Annotated in this window: 12 protein-coding genes; 1 reads left to right on the top strand and 11 read right to left on the bottom strand. The window is 36.6% G+C overall.

Annotated features, from left to right (window positions below):
• Positions 1-42 precede the first annotated feature (42 nt).
• From IEZ33_RS16050 to IEZ33_RS16000, 11 genes are all read right to left on the bottom strand, one after another.
• Positions 43-3,750: a glycosyltransferase family 4 protein gene (locus IEZ33_RS16050; RefSeq protein WP_191601025.1), complete on the bottom strand. Its 3,708-nt coding sequence runs from the start codon at positions 3,748-3,750 to the stop codon at positions 43-45.
• Between the two features lie 455 nt (positions 3,751-4,205).
• Positions 4,206-5,066, bottom strand: a complete 861-nt coding sequence (locus IEZ33_RS16045; RefSeq protein WP_191601024.1) for a hypothetical protein — start codon at positions 5,064-5,066, stop codon at positions 4,206-4,208.
• Positions 5,067-5,165: 99 nt separating this feature from the next.
• Positions 5,166-6,068, bottom strand: coding sequence for a GDP-mannose 4,6-dehydratase (locus IEZ33_RS16040; protein ID WP_206696865.1), 903 nt, complete (start codon positions 6,066-6,068; stop codon positions 5,166-5,168).
• Positions 6,052-7,086: a GDP-mannose 4,6-dehydratase gene (gene gmd / locus IEZ33_RS16035; RefSeq protein ID WP_191601022.1), complete on the bottom strand. Its 1,035-nt coding sequence runs from the start codon at positions 7,084-7,086 to the stop codon at positions 6,052-6,054. Before gmd ends, IEZ33_RS16040 begins: the two co-directional genes overlap by 17 nt.
• Positions 7,087-7,206: 120 nt before the next feature.
• Positions 7,207-7,983, bottom strand: coding sequence for a phosphocholine cytidylyltransferase family protein (locus tag IEZ33_RS16030; RefSeq protein ID WP_191601021.1), 777 nt, complete (start codon positions 7,981-7,983; stop codon positions 7,207-7,209).
• On the bottom strand, positions 7,980-8,627 hold the full coding sequence (locus tag IEZ33_RS16025) for a gamma-glutamyl-gamma-aminobutyrate hydrolase family protein (protein WP_191601020.1): 648 nt from the start codon (positions 8,625-8,627) through the stop codon (positions 7,980-7,982). Before IEZ33_RS16025 ends, IEZ33_RS16030 begins: the two co-directional genes overlap by 4 nt.
• On the bottom strand, positions 8,624-11,686 hold the full coding sequence (locus IEZ33_RS16020) for a PEP/pyruvate-binding domain-containing protein (protein WP_191601019.1): 3,063 nt from the start codon (positions 11,684-11,686) through the stop codon (positions 8,624-8,626). The genes IEZ33_RS16025 and IEZ33_RS16020 overlap by 4 nt, the downstream gene beginning before the upstream one ends.
• A gap of 113 nt (positions 11,687-11,799) precedes the next feature.
• Positions 11,800-13,455, bottom strand: coding sequence for a hypothetical protein (locus IEZ33_RS16015; protein ID WP_191601018.1), 1,656 nt, complete (start codon positions 13,453-13,455; stop codon positions 11,800-11,802).
• 171 nt (positions 13,456-13,626) lie between these two features.
• Positions 13,627-15,042, bottom strand: a complete 1,416-nt coding sequence (locus IEZ33_RS16010) for a mannose-1-phosphate guanylyltransferase/mannose-6-phosphate isomerase (protein WP_191601017.1) — start codon at positions 15,040-15,042, stop codon at positions 13,627-13,629.
• Positions 15,043-15,084: 42 nt separating this feature from the next.
• Complete coding sequence (gene manA / locus IEZ33_RS16005; protein WP_191601016.1) at positions 15,085-16,317, bottom strand: mannose-6-phosphate isomerase, class I; 1,233 nt, start codon at positions 16,315-16,317, stop codon at positions 15,085-15,087.
• A 284-nt stretch (positions 16,318-16,601) separates the two neighbouring features.
• A complete protein-coding gene (locus IEZ33_RS16000) occupies positions 16,602-18,347 on the bottom strand; it encodes an SLC13 family permease (protein ID WP_240009557.1) in 1,746 nt (581 codons plus the stop codon).
• 223 nt (positions 18,348-18,570) lie between these two features.
• On the opposite strand from IEZ33_RS16000, the gene IEZ33_RS15995 reads away from it, so the two are divergent.
• The gene (locus IEZ33_RS15995; RefSeq protein ID WP_191601015.1) at positions 18,571-19,308 is read left to right on the top strand and encodes a helix-turn-helix domain-containing protein; all 738 of its coding nucleotides are present in this window, start codon (positions 18,571-18,573) and stop codon (positions 19,306-19,308) included.
• Positions 19,309-19,369 lie beyond the last annotated feature (61 nt).

Below are 19,369 nucleotides of genomic sequence, written 5' to 3'. Positions count from 1 at the left end.
ATACCCTTCTTTGTTACAAACAAAAAAGGGTATCAACTTTAATCAGTCGATTAACTCTAAAATATTAAGTGATATGTTTGCAAAACAAATGGACAACATCCGTTCTCCATTCTCTTCTTTGTAGTGATGATTTGTAGAAAATTTAATTCGATAGTTATTGTTTACAATATTTTTAAAGTTATCTATGTCAATATCAAAATTGTACTCCATAAAGTCATTGGATAAGGGGATTTTGTTAAGTAATGTATCTCCTATAGATAAGCGGAGCTCAATAGTGTCTAAGGCACTAGGTAATGGTGAACAAACAACTTTGATCTGAGTTATTATAGTATTTTTATCAACAAGCGAGTTAATATCGATTTCACCTGATATGTCTGCCATCCATACATGTGACTCCTCTATTGCATTAAAACCTCTCATCGTGAGAGGGCTGTTTGGGGAAAAGGAATGAAGTATTTCTTTTTTTCTTAACTCTTTCCCAACCAGTTTTTCTATCCAGTGAAAGTTATTCGCTTTATGGTGTATTTTACTCTGAGATTTAATGTGTTTTATTGCTTTTGTTTCTAGGTCAAAATTCCAAGTGTGTTCTTTAAAGGTAATAGACAGGAATTTTGAATTCTGAATATGCTGAGTATCCGTAAATAAGCTAATAAAACCTGAATTGTACGCTTCTATAAAATCAAAATGGCTAACAGACCAAACACCTTTTTGCGTTTTATTGCCTTCAGCATCAATTAATGCGTAAGAAAATTGACTCATTGAGTCATGGTCATAATGTAAGGTATATTTATCTGAATTAATAACAGAAAAAAGAAAATATTGCTCTGTGTTTAAAGAGTTTCCGAATGGCCCTCTGAAATAAATTAATTGAGGTACCTTTGTTTCTTTTCCTGGTACCAGTTCCACAATGTCATTATTTTCAACAAAGGGCTTAGTCAACTTAATTTTTTGCTCATTACCAAACCAGCGTACATCCTCTTGTACTAATTCAATTCCTGCTGAATAAACGCCTTTTGTAAGACAGTCAGAGTTTATTCTAATTGGCATTATAATTTCTTGACCTGGTGGTAATACAAAAGGAATCACCGTACGCGGGTTATCATAAAATATACAGTCACCGCCTTTATCATATAAATGATAACTTAAATTGATACCAAGACTATCAGACACACCAATATTACTAGACCATAAGGTATTGCTGTTATTTTTAACTGCTACAGCTATACGTAAATGACTACCATCATCTGATAAAAAAGGTCCTTCGATTATCGTTAACTTATGCTGAGTTTCATGTTCAGATAGCTTTCTAACTAATGTTACCTTGCCAATATCATTAAGCTGTACATTAGGGAATACCTGTTCTGGTTCATAATATTTATACCAATTATTATTAAGAACCACTTCTTTTAACTCAAGGGCGCTTTCTCCCCATGTAGGCCATTTAACATCAACATCTCTGAAATCAATTTCTAGTTCTTCGTTAAGAAATTTTTCTACGGCCTGCGCTAAACCGTTAATGGAGCCCGGAATGAAGTAACTCGCTTTTGGGGTCCCTTTGCCAACTTCACGGAATACAGGAAGATCAGACAATATAACTGGAGTATTCTGTAAGCCGGCCTCAACAACGGGCAAACCAAACCCTTCAAGATAAGAGGTCATAATAAGTGCATCAGCTTCATCGTAAGCTGCAGCTAATCCTGCATCGGATACTCCTTCACACCAAAATAATCGTTTATCCTTTTGGGGATGATGTTCAAGAGCAAGTTGGAACATTTTAGTGTCCCAGCCTGCTTTACCAATAATAATTAAATTAACATCAACTCCACGATCCCAAAGTTGCTCAAACGCTTTCAAGCCATAATATTGCCCTTTCCGGGGTTCTATGGTACCTACCATTAAAAAAGTTGGGCGGGTTTTAATAAAATTAAGCTCAGTAACATCAGGCTTTGCATCAGAGAAATCAGCTCCGAGTCTAAAGTAACCAATTTTCATTGGGCGGGGTAATTTTATATCTTGTATTAACTGATACATTTCATCGGCAACCGCTTTTGAAATACAAACAATTCCGGTTGAATACCCGAGAATAAATTCAATCCAACGTCTAAAAGCAGGCGGCATGCCTTCAGAGGTCATGGCCGACATGGTTAAAGGTCCTATATCGTAAACTCCATGCACTACTTCCTGCCCCATAACTAACGCATCGGTTAATCGCTGTCCTTGCCCTTCAAGAAAGGTCCAAGAGCTATCCAATAATAAATATGAATCATTTTGGTTATATGTAATTCTATTAAATGGGCTTAGCTCAACAGACTCTTTATTTAAGTTTGTTAATTGATACCAATCTTTTGTATTTTGGCTGTAACTTAACACCACTTTTGTGTCTGAAGTCTTATTTTGATCCAGCATTGCATTTGATATATTATGCATTACACGCTGTATGCCAGATAATATAGGGCTTTGAGCTGTTGACGTAACATCCATAATTAAGCGAGGAGCATCTTCAACTACAGACAACGTATTTTCTGATTTAATGCTTGTATCAAGTTTATCTTTAACCAATACCTTAAACTCACGCATCGTAATAGCAGCTGTTTTTTCCCACGAAAACTCTTTTGTACGTAGATAACCATGCTCAATTATTTCACCTCTAAACGTATCATCTGATATTAGCTTTTTGAGCAATTTAGTAAGGCTATCAGATGAATCTGGATCAAACATTTGCTCTTCATTTTGTACCACCTCAGCGACAGCACCACCGAATGCAGATATAAAAGGTGTCCCGCAAGCCATTGCTTCTAAAGCTCCTAATCCAAACCCTTCCATACGAGAAGGTTGCACAGCAACTAATGCATTTTTATATATGTCAATTAGCTCGTTATCTTCGATATAGCCTGTCGTCACCAAACACTCTTGAGGGATATTATAACCATCAAAAATATCTCTAAGAGGTTGAATATGAATGTCAGAAAAGCTTCCTACAAGTATTATCTTTAATTTCCCTGATTGGCATTCTGGTAAATGAGCCATAGCCTCTATTAAACAAGGTATATTTTTACGCCAATCTAATCCGCCTACATACACAATATAACGGTTTAATAATGCTCCTATAGAATTTTCGTCGTAAACCCACTCATTAATGAGCTGATTAAACTCATTTGATATGCCTGCTGAAATTGTCGTGCAGTTAGTTTTATTAAAAATATCTATATATTCATTTTTTGTAAAATCTGAAATACAAAGTACTGTGTCAAAATTTTCAAGCTCATCAAGCCGACGTAAGTAAGATTTTTTAGTATTTAAATTTTGTAAATAAGTATCGGGAAAGCGATAAGGAATTGCATCATAGAAAATACAAATGGTTTTAATATTGACTAAATTTTTTACTTTAATAAAGGGAGACGTGTGATCTGAAACCCCCTCAAATGGGCTTGCTGACAATGCAATATCAGGTTTTATAGCATTAACATGTGCAGTAAGTATTTCTTCATCCAACATTCTTTCTAGTGTATACCCTGCAATACTTTCTGGGCTATGGGTAGTGCCATACCATATTTTTACTATAATATTAGGAATACATCCCTTTAAGTAATTACAGGCTGAAATTGCTTCTTGTTGTATAGATCCATTTAATGAAATAATAATTTCAATATCGTTAATAGATAATTCTCGTATAAAATCGATAACATATCGACCAATTCCGCGAATATTACTTGACGTTTGAAAACACTGTCCATCTACCCAGATTCTCATATGATGTTCCAACTTTATTAATTCTATTTAAAAAGGAAAATTTGAAAATACCAACTCTAATTAGTGTGTTTTTAATACGATTATTATAGGTGTATGGAATATCTAAATTATTTAACTTGAATTTAATTCGAGAATTTTAATATCAAACATAGAAAAATATCTGTTTTCATTTAGTGGTTGCCGCTTGAATTTTATAAATTTTATTGGGCAATAATTAGTTGATATTATTACATAATAAATCATGTCCATTAAAAATGTCTAAAAAAGTAGAAGATTATTAATTTTCTATCGAAAATAAATTCTAATTTTCATTGAACTATTACAGAAAGATTAAATAATTTATTTTTTATTTTTTATTTTTTATTTTTTATTTTTTATTTTTTATTAAATTTATGTATTGTGCATTATAATAAGATATTTAAAATATAATGTTCGATATATAAAAACAATATACGTTATATTGATTTATTTTCCACTGTCAATGAGGTTGTGCATTTACTTAGAACTTCACTAGGGATTTGACATATTTTAAAAAAATTAAAATCTTTCACATCATTTGTTTCGAATTCTTTTTCAAATTGAAGTGAATAGAAGGTTACATTTGAAAATTTATTTGAAATAGATTTTAATTCACTCGATACCGTGTCTAAATTTCTTTCTCTCATAAATTCTTTTTTAAAGTCATCAAACCCTCCATCAAAGCTAGACTGTTTAAACATTTGATTCCATATGCTTTTCAACCAGTTATCATATTGCCGAACCATTACAATAACATTTACTTTATATTCAGTGAAGTTGCTCAATATTTGATCTAAAAGTATTGGCGATATTGGATAAACATCAGATTGTGTATAGTCTTTATTACGAGTTGAAAATCCAAGAGGTAAACCTAGAGTAGTTTCATCAGTGTAAATTATATTATTTTGTCTAAAGCTATCAATCTGATCTTTCATTATCGAACAGACATTATCAATGGCTTTTAATTGACCATTCCCCAGCTCAAAATTATTACATGCGAATTTAAGAGGGTTAGAACTACCATTGTGAAGGTTATAAACATAAGCATTATTTAATATATGTCTTTTATTTAGTTCCAGCCAAGTTTGAATGGAGGTAGTGCCTGTTTTATGAAAGCCGAAATGAAATGTTATGGTTTTAGGCGTTTTTTTTCTATATTCTTTAGATGACATAAGTGCTTTATTCAATGTTTGATTATCCTTACATATATTCATCCATTTAGTAATTACTTCTGAATTCTCAGGTTCTCTATCGAATAAATTCAAATAAGCTTGGATAACGTCATTTTCTGTTAACATAAAATCTCCCAAAAATAGATAAATTTTTATCTTTTATATTAAATTAAGTGCATAGGTTTAGGTTTTATTAAGTCTAGTTTTATCTTGAAAATATTATTTTTAATTGCATTTATGCAACATTTTTTTTAATATATCCACTAGCTCAACTACTTTAAGTTCTGGAAATAAATTCAATAATTTACCATTATCTCCTGCAATTCTTTTTACTTCATCGGCACGTACAAATTTAGGGTTGATTGTAACATTAATTTTGTAACCAGCGAGCGTTTCAAGTAGTTCAATTATTTGTTTCAACGAGTAGCTACTACCACTGCAAACATTAAATATTTGGCCACTAGCATCAGAACCTAATAGTTTACAGTAAGCGTCAACTATAAAGTCAACAGAAGAAAAATCTCGGTAAACATCTAAGTTACCAAGCTCGATCTCTTTTTTCTGCTGTTTGAAATGAGAAACAATTTTAGGCACTAAAAAATGTTCAGCTTGTCCTATACCCGTGTAATTAAATGGGCGAGTGATAATTATTGGCAACTTACTGTAATAATTAGAGACTATTTTTTCCATAGCCATTTTGCTGCATGCATAATGATTTACAGGTTCAGGTGGTAATGTTTCTGAAATTAGATCAACATTACTGTTACCATAAATATTAGCGCTACTCGCGATAATTATTTTTTTAATTTTAGCGTTAGATTTAAGAATACTTTGTAGTAAATTTTCGGTCCCGATTACATTCACACGGTAAAACTCTGCGGCATCTCCGTGCCCAACAAATGAAATAGCCGCTAAATGAATAATATAGTCAGGACCTACTTTATTAATTACATCAACCATACTGGTTGCATCTGTGATATTTGCAGGGAATGTATCTTCCATAGAAGACGATGTATAGGTGGTGCCGTATACCTTCATTCCTTGCCTTTCAAGATGCTTTTTTAAGTGACGGCCTGTAAAGCCGCCAATTCCAGTAATTAGAACTCGTTTGTTAAAATGAGAATCCAATTTCATTTCTCCGTAAGTCAGCCTCTACCATCATAGAGCAAAGCTCTTCAAGTGTTGTTGTAGGGGTCCATCCTAGCTCTTTTTGTGCTTTTTCAGGGTTACCTATCAATAATTCAACTTCCGCTGGACGGTAAAATTTAGGGTTTATTTTAACTACTATTGCACCTGTTTTAGCATTTTTTGCGATTTCATTTTCTTCACTACCAGACCACTCTAATTCAATGTTGGCTGCTTTAAATGACATAGTAACGAAATCGCGGACTGTTTCAGTACGGTTTGTTGCGAGGACATAGGTGTCTGGCTTATCTGCTTGTAGCATACGCCACATACCTTCAACATAATCTTTCGCATAACCCCAATCCCGTTTTGCATCCATATTACCAAGTTCTAAAGTTTCTAGCTTGCCTAACTTAATTTTAGCCACACTGTCAGTAATTTTACGAGTCACAAATTCTTGGCCGCGTAAGGGAGATTCATGATTAAATAATATACCGCTAGTAGCGAAAATATCATAGGACTCACGATAGTTGATAACCATCCAGTGAGCATACAACTTGGCTACACCATAAGGGCTTCTTGGATAAAATGGCGTTGTTTCGATTTGAGGGATTGCTTGAACTTTGCCAAACATTTCAGAGGTTGAAGCTTGATAAAATTTGATTTTAGGGTTGACGATACGAATAGCTTCTAAAAGATTTACAGGGCCAATAGCCGTAATTTCAGCGGTTGTTAGTGGCTGATCGAACGAAACACCAACAAAGCTTTGAGCAGCGAGGTTATATACTTCAGTCGCCTCCGTCGTTTGTAGTAATCTAATAGATGAAGATAAGTCTGTTAAATCATATTCTACTAGGTGTAAGTTTGGATTTTTTTCTATCCCTAACTCTTCTATACGCCAGAAATTTACTGAACTTGTACGGCGATATGTACCATACACCGTGTAGCCTTTTTCTAATAATAACTCAGCTAAATAAGCTGCATCTTGACCTGTAATACCTGTAATAACTGCAGTTTTCACATTTTTTCCCTTTTAATATTGCTTTATAAAGCATTGTTTTAGCACACGATTAATATTTTTAATTAAAGCTGGCTACTTTAAAGTTAGACACTCTACTTAAACCAAATAAATGGTTATATTTTATGTAAGTCTAACAATAGAGTCTAATGCCCCTGAGTTATAGTGTGAATTATAAATGTCTAGCTCATCATTTGTATCAATTTCAATCCAACCGTTTTTTACCAAGGCCGCTTTTACTTCCCAGCCAATATCAATCAAATGCTGGATAAAACTGGTCATATACATATTATTAAAATCTTGGCCATCATAGGTGGCATTTTGATCCATTTGATTATAAACCGCTTTTAGAGCCTCTACGCATTTAGCATTGATTTTAATTATACCCATATATTGCGCTTGAGCGTCATCATAGCTATCTGGCTTCTTACCCAGTTCTATTACTTGATTGGTGTCTTTCATTTTGAAGGTTTCTGCATCGGATAAAGGGTTATCCATACGCATTTCCCAAAGTCGACGCCAAAAAAGGTCCGCACCTAAGACCACATCACCTTCAGTGTCGAGCACCTTATTTAAAACCTCAGGCTCAAATACAATATCACCATAGGTAATCAAAATATCTTCACCATTTACCATCTGTTCTTGGACACAGAAAAGAGTATAAACCATATTGGTTATATCGTATTTTTGATTAAATACAACCTGAGTGTTATTTCCCTTTAAGCACTCATATTTGTAACCACCGACTATGGTTATATCATTTAGGCCTGCATTACGAAGCACTTCTAATTGACGGTGCAACATAGGCTTACCTGCAAGAGGCACCATACATTTAGGTATATCATTGGTATAAGGTCTAAGTCGTGACCCCATACCAGCGGCTAGGATAATTACTTTCACTCTAAACTCCGAAATAGATTAGTTAAAAGGGCTGTGTCTAATTTACTAAAAGGTTGCTCTCGCTCTGGGTGCCACATTATACCTATCCAAGGTAAGGTTTCATGACTGTAAGCTTCAATCTCCTTAGTTGGAGAAACTATCTCAGAAACCAAATTATTCCCCAATTTTCCGCTTGGAATTCCCCAATTATGAAAACTATTAACGGCTTGTCCTGCATAGGCATTAAATACTTCTGAGTGACCGATAGGTTCAACTAAGTGTCGAGTACCTGCGTGTTGAGTAACGGCAGATAAAGAGCCTCCCATATAATGATTGATAAACTGCATTCCACGACAGACACCTAATATGGGTAAGCATTCTAGGCTAGCATAGTCTAGAAGAGCGCTTTCTGTACGATCACGATCTGGAGCACAATTTGCTGCGCCTGGTAAATGAGACAAGTCATTCCCTCCGGATAAAATAAATCCATCTAATTGCATGGATCGGCACCAAGCAGATACATCCATTAAACTATTAGGGACTGGAACGGGTAAAAACCCTAACGACTCTAAGAGTAGAAACCATTGTTGATCCAAACAGTCTCGTCGTTCTCCATAAGAAGCAGTGACCTCTACACGTTGGGTAATGCCAATACGTTTACTCATCGAATCACCTGAATACGTCGATTACCTGCATCTAGTTCAAGCACTTGAGCCAAAGCAAGGCTGGCATATTTTGTTTCTCCAACACCAATGGCCGCTGGCAGCCCAAACTCCGCCGAACGGATTGCCATGTGAGAGTTCGCCCCTCCATACATGGTTATTAAACCAGCAATATTCTGACCAAATAGCCAATCATAGCCTGGATCAGCTTGCGGAATAAGCGCAATTTTACCACTAAGGTTGAGAGCATTAGCCTCCGTACTCAATTGTAGATCTACACACTCACTTCTTATCTTACCTGAACCAACAAAATTGGCTTCTGTATTAGGGTAAAGAAAAACACAGAAATCTGATGATTGGGTAATTAGTGGTGGTAATTCAATTGTACTGGTTAATTTGTGGGTGGCTTTACCTAGTTCCGCAAGGCGTTTCAGCTCTTGAGCTCCATCATTGGTCAGTAGTCCAGTACCCGATTGGCAATGCATTAAGTCAGCGATATCTATATAGGATAGATCGTCCCTTGACAAACCTAGAGATTCGCCGTAAACGACCAAACAGTCGAGTGCCGCTGAAAGGTTACGGCTGAATATAAACTTTGCATACTCTCGTCCTTCAATAGCATCACGCATAAATTGTTCAATAGAATTTGATGAACTCACCAATTCTTCATCTACTAAAGCCTGAAGAAAATCTGCTTTAACCCTATCCCACTGCTGACTATCTAACACATGAGAGGATTGAGGTGATTGTTTGGCACGCTCGACGATTGGAACTAAGAAGTGCTCAGGGTCATCTCGGTAACATGGAGAAGAAATATCATAGGTTCCTGGTCGTAAATGACCGTATTTTGTGACAAAGTCTTCCCAAGACATATTGCCAAGCGCTGTGTCTGTCGCATTTTCTGTAAATTGATGTGTCACAGTACGAATAGAGCCAAGGAAGCTATCCGCCGCCGCCTGAGTAATAATATTACGGTTAACAGCTGACTTAAGTAGGGTCACAGCAACAAACGCACTACGGGCTAAATGGGCAAAAACTAAAGTACCATATCGCTTGCAATCTTCAAGTAATACGAGGGCTTTATTAAGAGGAGGTAAATTGGACGTACTTATTTTCTCAAAACGATCTTTAAGTATAGAAATCGACGACAAATCGTTAGTCGTGCGTTTAAAGGCATTGCGTGTAATGCTCTTCAATCCATTCTCAAGTTGACTGATATCATCAAGGCTGAAACCACCTTTTTCAGTTAAGCGCGTTTTCCATCTATCAAAATCCAGACCATAGCAAGTAGGCACTACATCAAACTCCACTTTATCGTGCAAATGAGGGTTTTCTGCCAAGTGCTTGAGGTAAAAGTCCACTAGTCGAGTAGCCAGTGAATCACCTAAATTTGCTGGAACAAAAGAGTTAAAACTGGCTCGAATGTCCACATAGGGGTGGCCCGCAAAAGAGGTTAGTAGGGGCTGAGGTCGAACGTCTCGATAACCGTATTCAGCTCGCTGTGTCGCCCAATTTGAATCCATGATGAGTTCTTTATATAAACTAATGGACATCCTGCTAGGTTTGGTACCTATGATTTCGGCCGGATTCCAATCAGGCATTACGCCAAAATAAGCCGATTTGCCAACAACAAACGGTGTACTTGTTTGCAGATCCTCGAACCTTGCGACTGCATGAGCAAGCATTTCCTGAATATTGGAGTCATCCTCTTCTTTTAGTTCATGCAATACCGCAATCGGTCGTACCTGAAGTATATGAACACGGCCTTTTTGGCTGATTGCAAATTCAATGTCTAAGGAGTCAAAGTCAAGCAAAGATTCAATTTCAGCCATTGCTGGAATTAAATTTTTAACTACATCGGGCACAGCATCTAACAAATGAAGACTATTTCGATGCATTAACAAGGTCTTGTGTTCACGGCTGGCCCCACTCGTAATAGATTCAGTGCTGCGAGTCACATCGTCATAATTAATCACATAATAGGGCGCTCCATGATCTAAAGTACGAGTGAACGCGACGCCGCTTGCAACAACATCATTTACCATTGGCTGAACCAATACTTGATTGGCTGGATTATTGTCGGGATAAGAAGAAATCACTTCCTCTACGGCGTGTTGGATGGCGGAAAGCTGAGAGCAATCGACTCTAAGCACACTGGTATAAGCACCAGCATTCGCACTAGAAAAACCATCTTCAGACAAAGCGCTGCTACGAACGACTAACCGGTTATCATTGAAGGCTTCTTGTATTTTTTGCGTAATCTGAGTCGCCGCCACACGCCATTCAGATACGGTAAAGCTTACCTGATCTTCAATACGGCTCTTATGGACTACGCTTTGAAGGCGTTTCAAGGTTTGCGCTTTAGTCCCCATAACAAAATGAGCTAAATCTGCTGGCTCATTAAGTTCAGCCCAATCTCCTGCCGCATCAAATACTTGTATATCAAAGCCTTTCATTCTTAAAAACTCTATTAAACCACTTAAATGCAGTTTGGTAATGTCCTTTGGTAACTCTGGACGGCAGTTTTTAAGATACTCTATCACTTGAGGGCTAAATTTCAGGAAGCCAATAAATTCAGCACTCGCCATTTCTACTGGAATATCGCTACCTAATCGATGTACTTTTTCCTCAGTTAGACATACTTTTTCACATATTTCTATATCTTCAGCGGTTCTATTGGCATATCTCTGTTTCCATTTTTTATCGATTGCCACACTCACATCCGCATCAGAGGTGGCTATTTTTTTTACTAAGCTCTTACGGTAAACAATGTCACCGTATGAAACATAAACCTCTCCATTAATATCTCCACAGGCTAAAAGTAGAGATTCTGCTGCTCCTGTGTTATGCCAATTATGGTTAGTCACATAGGTGAAATCTGGGTATTTGTCTACAATCTCTTCAACCTGATACCCCGCCACAAAGGTTACTTTATCAACCAAAAAAGCGGTCGTATGCAGAATCCAATCGGTAACCTTTATATTGTAAGACGCTTTTCTAATGGCGGGATTACTGTCACCAACTAAGGGTTTTCCTGCACCTAATATGACTAAATTATTCATTAAAATCCTCAAAACTATTTCATTAAACTTTTCCAAATAAAATATTCCCTATAGAAAAGCTATTAATTCACTTTTATAAAAACCATCGATTTAGCGTAACATCAAAACAGTCTTCAAGAACCCCAAAAATAGTCTTTTAGTTCTGATTCAATCGCCAATATATCACTCTGATTATGCCAGTCTTTATAGATACCGATATTTTTTTTCGATACTTCCGGGTTAAAGAAGCGCGTACTGTTCTCAAAGCTAAGATTCAGTTCATTACATACACGTCTACGCTCTGATTCAGAAAGAATAAAATCTTCAAAATAGGTTTCTACAAAGTGGTATGAGTTGCACTCGTTCTCTTTTTTTGCAAGGTAACTTAGTCTATCTGCCCTAAATTTTTCAATAAAGCCATTAACATCTCGATATTTTCCAAAGTTCAAAGCGCCATGGTTAACTTGATCGACAAATTGATCTCTCGGGTCACGATAAACTACGACACATTTAGAGTCTAAAGGTAAAGCATTAATTGCTTGTATACCCATTATTGAAGGGGATTGGTTAAGGAGTAAAAATTCTGGTTGATTGTTAATACTAGAGGAAAAGCCTTTTAAAAATAACGATAAAGCCTGCCTTTGTACGGTAATCTCGTTACTCAGCACTCCTGATATCAACACATCTAAGTGTTCTATATAGGTGCTTAAATCTATAGGTGAGAGTCCAAATCTAGAACGTTCGAAAAAACTAAAAGTTGGTCGCTTTAAATTTAAATGATCATGATTTTTTGGAGTAAAGAGATTAAGAAGGTACTTTAAGTAAAAATCTAATACACTCTGTCTATCTGTGTTAGCTTTAGTTGCTCTATAATAAGCTCCAACCAATGGATTCTCGACTTCTTTCTGCCCCATTTCTATAACTGAGACGCCAGAGAAGGTTCTAAAATAATCATAAATTGCGCTTGAGCCAGAGAATAAAAAACCTCCTGTAATAATTACAGGAAGATTGATTTTCGAGTCAGTTTGTTTTGTTATTTTTAATTCTAATATTTTCTTTAAATAGTCTGCTAATATTTCAATATCTAATTTAGAAAAATTTTTAAGAATCAACGCCGAACTAAAAATATCAATCAGTTCTTTGGAAGTATGCTTCTCATAGCTGTCTATAATGTAATCACCAAGTGCATCAGACATTACATCCGAGCTCCTTAGCATATCGCTCCTAAATCTTCTCAACTGAGAAAGGGTCACTGCGCTTTCAGTCATATCTTGTTCTTTCTGAAAAAGTTCTGCTGAACTCATTTTTTTTTCATATTGTTGAATAAACTTCCTTTTCTCTAATGAAAACTCATCTTCATTTTTGCTTTTATATTTAATTAAACGAGCCTTACTTATCTGTGAAATATTGTTGTTTTTCACTTGGCTTAGTTGAGCATAGATTTCACATGCCTGATCAACTTCGACTTCACCTAATAACGCTTTTACTTCTACATAAAAGAAATTCTCTGCATCATTTGTTTTATCAAGATACTGATCTAGCAAGTGGTTAAGATCTTTCAAATCCGCTTTATTCATTATGTCAAAATATTGAAACGGGTTTTTATTTGCTTTCTTCGTTTTTTCTGAAGAGGAAATTATTGACATGGCTTTTCGGCTAATAAAATTATTTATGCTTTCATTGGCCGGCCCATTACTTACATGAGATTCTACTTCTTTCGAGCTTGGCAGTCTGAAGAGTAAAATAGCATACATTCCTTTGATCAGTATTCTGTAATTATCTAGTGACAAGTTAATTCCCCTTTAATTTAAAAAAGCCAAATATGAAACGATATCAACTATAGCTTTTAAAACACTTTGATTTCTTTTGTATTAATTATAAATAAAACCTAGGTAAGAGATATGCAATAAAAACAGTATCAATTAGTTGTAAATGCCTATTCGTATTTGACGAGTTAGAGCTTAGTCTTTATCAAAACCGTATAAATCTTCTAGGCGCACTATGTCGTCTTTGGCTATGTAAGAGCCAGTTTGTACTTCAATCATTACTAATGGAATACTGCCAGGGTTTTCTATTGAATGCACAGCGCCAATAGGAATATAGGTTGATTGGTTTTCGGTTATTAACGATTCTTTATCGTCGCAACGTACTTTTGCCGTGCCCGACACCACAATCCAATGTTCAGCACGATGATAGTGCATCTGTAGTGATAAGCGTGCATGTGGCTTCATGGTTATTTGTTTAGACTTATAACGCTTACCACGTTGTAAGAGGTTGATATGCCCCCAAGGGCGATAAATGGTTCTGTGTTGTACTGACTCTAAGCGTTTTTCTCTGTTAAGTTCTTCTACTATTTTTTTGACATCTTGTACCCGAGATTGGTCTGCAACAAGGACGGCGTCGCTGGTTTCTACTATAATCAAATTACTGATGCCAATAGTGGCAACCAATTTATCTCGTGCGTCAATTAAACAGTTATTGGTATCGATGCTTTTAACGTCACCTCGGTTTACATTGTTATTTGCGTCTTTTGTTTTTACCTCCCATATAGATGACCAGGAACCGACATCGCTCCAGCCTGCATTTAAAGGTATCATAGCGGCATGCTCCGTTTTCTCCATAATGGCATAGTCTATTGAGTCGTCTGGGCATGGCAAAAAGGATTCTGCATCGACACGGATAAACTCGGAGTCGGTTACTGCATTTTTTATAGAGGCTTTGCAAGCTGTTAGAATATCTGGTTGGTATTTTTCAAGCTCTTGTATATATACACTGGCTTTAAATAAAAACATGCCGCTGTTCCAAAAATATTTTCCGGACTCGACATAGATGGTTGCTGTTTTTAAATTTGGTTTTTCTACAAATTCTTCCACTAATAAGCAATCACTACCTTCTATCTGCTGGCCACTGAGTATATAGCCATAACCTGTTTCGGGCTTATTCGGTACGATACCAAAGGTCACTAGTCGTCCTTTTTCTGCACATTTTTGAGCTTGTGCAATCGCCAGATGAAAAGCGTTTACATCTGTAATGACATGGTCTGCTGCCAATACTAGCAATAGTGGATCAGCGCCTTTTTTAATGGCTTTTAATGCGGCTAATGCCACTGCTGGGGCTGTATTGCGTCCCTGAGGTTCTAGTAATATATCACCGCCTAATGCGTCAATTTCGTTTAGTTGTTCTGCGACGATAAAACGATGGTTTTTGTTACAAATGATCGAAGGTGAAAGGGTTTCTAACCCGTTCAAACGCAATATAGTTTCTTGTAGCATGGTGTTTTCACCAACGAGAGAAAGAAACTGTTTAGGGTGTTGTTTTCGTGATAAGGGCCATAGCCGAGAGCCACTGCCTCCAGACATTATTACAGGTAAAATCATTGCTTTATCCTATTAGTTCTTTTATAAAGTGGACTGCTTGAGCTACAAGGGAGTGACTGCACGAGCAACTTTTGCTTGGCCATTTAATATATAGTATTTATTTTCTGCTGAAATAAAACAGCTTTCTCCAGCTCTAACGATTAAATGCTTATTGTTGTGGTCTGCTTTTTTTGATTTTCTTTTGATACTAATTTCACCAGAAAGTACGAATAAAATCTCAGCGGATGATACTGGTATAATAATGTCTTGGTTTTCCACTTTGATCGTTCTAAACTGAAAGTCTTCTGCTTCTGTATGAAAAATCAATTCGTTGTGATTATTCTCGATTTGAGGGCGTATTTTTATGCTGTTAAATGCAATTGGTTCGAAAACGGTAGTGTTCAATAATTCAGTAATGTCTATGTGCTTGGGTGTTAGTCCTCCTCGTAAAACATTATCTGAATTAGCCATTAATTCAAGAGCTGTGCCTTTTAGGTAAGAGTGTAAGGTCCCTGAATTAATAAACATGACATCGCCCGGTTGTAAAATGACATAATTGATTAAAAGAGGGCTTAAAACACCAATGTCATCTGGATACGATTCTATTAATTCAAGTACAAGCCTATATGCTTGGAGTCGCCTTTTATCTTGTTGTTCTCTTATTGCCATGTGAATATTGCGTATCACTTCAGCGATCAAAATAGTCTTTCCTGAGTGGGTCATTAGGGCTTCATAAAATAACCGTAGACCTTTAGATGTGACATTGTTTGAAAATCGATCAACTAACGGTGATAGAATAGGGCCTTTAACTCGCTCAAAAATATCTATGATTTCACTAAAACTTCTAAAGCCATTGAGTGCGTGAAACTCTGTAACTGCAAACACAAGCTCTGGTTTGTGGTTATCATCTTTATAATTTCTATGGGGGGCGTTTAAAGGAATATTGAGAGAATTTTCTTTTTTCCAACCTGCTAGTGCTTGATCTTTTTTAGGGTGGCTTTGTATCGATAAAGGGGAGCTTGCAGATAAAATTTTAAATAAAAAAGGCAACCTGTTGTTGAATTTATCTGAGCATCGTTGCCCTAGTACTTTGACAGGGTCGTGATTAATATAGGTGTGTAGCTCTGTTTCGCTATCATTAAAAATTAGTTTTGACGGTGCTTTTGGGTGGGCACCCATCCAAACCTCAGCGAGAGGCTTTTTATCTGGGTTTTTATAGCCAAACAGTTCAACTACAGATGTAGCGCATCCCCAGTTATTATGAATGATTGGGTTGTTTAATAAATAAATACTCATCAAAAAACAACCCATTTTACTCTAGGAAGAAACATCCTTTACCCCTCTTAAGTAGTGTTTAGTAACCTTTCAATGGTTAGAAAAAGTGGTAAAGCCATCACTAAGTGGGTCTTTTTGTCAGATTCTTCTAACTTATTATCGAAAGTAAGTGTCATTTTATCTCTTTTTTTCTACTAAACAAGGGGAGAGGCGCTTTTTTATCAACTATCAACTATCAAATAGATGAATAGTTATAATTATTGAAAATTTTATTTTAATCCGTTCCTAAAATTCTTTCGTGTTTTTTATGGTGAAATATACACAAAATAAACCAAATTTATTGTGCATAGGAAATAAACCAAAGAAATAATGCTACCCACTTTTAAAAAGTGTTTGATGGTATAGCGCCCCGCAGAATACACCATTAAATGGGTTTGGTAGCCAAAAGGAATTAAAAAGCAGGCGCTTGCGGCAAAAGCGACGGTCATGATAAAGGGAAAGGGGTCTAATTGAAGGCTCTGAGCAATAGACAGTGCAATTGGGAAGGACAACGCCGCGGCAGCATTGTTGGTGATAATCTCAGTGAGTCCCCATGTCATCAAATACAGAATGATCAAGGTAAAGTAAACATCTCTTCCTTCTAAAAGGTAACGCATTAGATGGGTTATATGATGCGCAGCGCCTGACTGTTGCAATCCTTGGGCGATAATAAGCGCAGACCCTATGATAACAATGTGCTCAAAAGGAAAGCGTCTGCGTACTTCACTTAGGCTCAATACCTTACTCCCTATAAGTATTCCTAGAAGTAAGAGTAACCCGGTGAATAATGGCAATATTTGCATTAGGGATAAGATTAAAACCCCGATAAAACCGAGAACCGCCATGCTGCTGACAAGGGTATTTATTTGTGGTTGATAGTGGTCTTTTGTCAGTATGTGAAAGTTACGATCCAGGTTTCGGTGGTTTTTGAAGTTAGCGCCAGCCGTTATTAATAAACTGTCGCCGACTTTTAAAGGGATGCGTCCTAATTGGCCTTTTAGTTTTTTGTCTCCTCGTCGTATGCCAATCACGGCAGCGTTGAACATGGTTCTAAAGTCCACAGATTGAAGCGTTTTTCCGGCTAATTCGGATTGATTGGAGATAATAACTTCCACTAAATTGTTGTTAAATACTTGAGTGACTTTCTGGTCACCAATGGTTAATCCTTCAAAGTTTTGTAATGCACTTGCTTTACTAATTTCTCCCGAAAACATTAATAAATCATTTTGTTGTATTCTTTCATTGGGGGCAACAGGGCTTATGAGAGTGTTGTTGCGTTCTATTTCAACAAGGTAAAGTCCTTCTAGGTTACGTAATTTATTTGCTTCAATGGTTTTATTAATTAATGGCGAGTTCGGTTCGACTTTTGCGGTTAAAAAATATTGATTCTGATTTTCTTGTTGCTCTGTTTCATTGCTTTTAGGTAACAGGCGAGCGGCAAAATAAAGCGCAATCAAGCTAATAATCGCGATAGGGATGCCCACTTGGCTGAACTGAAATAAGGTGAGTTCAGGTAGGCCCGCATTAATCATAAAGGAGTTAACGACTAGGTTTGTTGAGGTGCCAATAAGTGTCGTTATCCCGCCCAAAATAGAGGCGTAAGACAGTGGAATCAGTAGCCTTGATGGGCTAATGGATGTTTGCTTAGCGACGTGACTTAAAAGAGTTGAAACCACGGCGGTGTTGTTTAAAAAAGCACTGAGGGTGCTGGTTGTGATTAATAGTTTTATTAACGCAAATTTCTCACCTCCACGGAGCAATTTTGAGGCGAGCTTTTCAAGTAAATTTGCTCTTTCGAAGACGAGTGACAATATAAGCAGTAGCACAAGCGTAGCGAGCGCAGGGTTAGTAAAGCTATTTAGGAAAGTCGGTAGCGTGACCAGGTTACAAGTGAGGTAAATTACCGCTAAAGAAGAGAAGGCGGTCGCAGGCTTCATTCGCCCACTGACAATCACAATAAGTAGTATGCCAATACTGATTAGCACCAACCAGTCCATTCCAAAGCTATCCAACTTTTCTTTCCTTTTTTGTGAGATTCAAGTCGTGTTTTATCTAGTGTCTTTATAAGGAAGTATTTATTGATAACGGATTCGTTTGTTTATAAAACAATCTAGAATTGGTATTTTGAAACATTTTTTAATACACTGTCTATAATAAGTTTTTCAAAAAATGAGATTTGGTTTTTAAGTTTTTGTTTTATATAAGTTTATATTTTTTAGTTGAGTAAAATAATTTATGCCAGCAAAACGATATCAAGCCAAAGTAACGGCGGTTAAACTTCGTTTAAAAGGTGAGACGGTTGCAAATGTTTGCCAATTTACAGGGCTGAGTGCGCCTACTGTGATTAACGCCCATAAGTTATTTTTATCTGGTGGTTGGGAGGCATTAGAAGGAAAAGTTCGTGGTCGTGTCAAAGGTACTGGCTCTATATTGGATGATGAACAGGTTGAATATGTGAGAAAAGCCATGCTTTCAGATCAGCCTTTTTTATGGACACGGGCTCGTGTTACTAAGTTTATTCAAGATGAATATGGGCTAGCCGTTTCTGAGAGAGCGGCAACGCATTTGTTAGCTCGCTTAGGTATGATGCCAGATAGTTACCAAATCGAGGACTTTATTTCTAAGCCCGCGCTTAAACGTTTGATGGAATCTGACTCTTTTACGTTAACGAAGGAAAGACGTATCTTTTTAGGCCATTGTTTTACTCTTGGCACAACAGAGGGTAAAAAAACTCAATTGGTTTTTCAGTCACCTAAGCGGAAGCTAATGTGGAGTGCCTCAAATACTTGGCCGACAGAGTCTTGGTTGATTCATTGTTTAAGTTTGTTGTTAGCCGAGGTGAATATACCCATTACCTTGATTCTTGCTGGGGTCGATCTAAGGCGAGCTGATACAGTCAATCAGTGGGCCATGCGTGAAGATATTCATCAGCCGTTACATCTTGTTGTATCAAGAGCGCTGCCTGAAAAATGATCGATAAAAAGTGATTTAAAACAGGGTGTTTTAACTCAAACATTAGCCAAAGAGTATGTTG

It is taken from the genome of Marinomonas algicola (assembly GCF_014805825.1).
Lineage (GTDB): Bacteria > Pseudomonadota > Gammaproteobacteria > Pseudomonadales > Marinomonadaceae > Marinomonas > Marinomonas algicola.
The sequence above is the reverse complement of the archived record's forward strand: the minus strand, read 5'-3'. Positions and strand labels throughout refer to the sequence as shown.

Excerpts from the sequence above, each read along its gene's own strand:
- IEZ33_RS16050 (WP_191601025.1), bottom strand. The coding sequence starts at position 3,750 with ATGAGAATCTGGGTAGATGGACAGTGTTTTCAAACGTCAAGTAATATT.
- IEZ33_RS16045 (WP_191601024.1), bottom strand. The coding sequence starts at position 5,066 with ATGTTAACAGAAAATGACGTTATCCAAGCTTATTTGAATTTATTCGAT.
- IEZ33_RS16025 (WP_191601020.1), bottom strand. The coding sequence starts at position 8,627 with ATGAGTAAACGTATTGGCATTACCCAACGTGTAGAGGTCACTGCTTCT.
- IEZ33_RS16020 (WP_191601019.1), bottom strand. The coding sequence starts at position 11,686 with ATGAATAATTTAGTCATATTAGGTGCAGGAAAACCCTTAGTTGGTGAC.
- IEZ33_RS16010 (WP_191601017.1), bottom strand. The coding sequence starts at position 15,042 with ATGATTTTACCTGTAATAATGTCTGGAGGCAGTGGCTCTCGGCTATGG.
- manA (WP_191601016.1), bottom strand. The coding sequence starts at position 16,317 with ATGAGTATTTATTTATTAAACAACCCAATCATTCATAATAACTGGGGA.
- IEZ33_RS15995 (WP_191601015.1), top strand. The coding sequence starts at position 18,571 with ATGCCAGCAAAACGATATCAAGCCAAAGTAACGGCGGTTAAACTTCGT.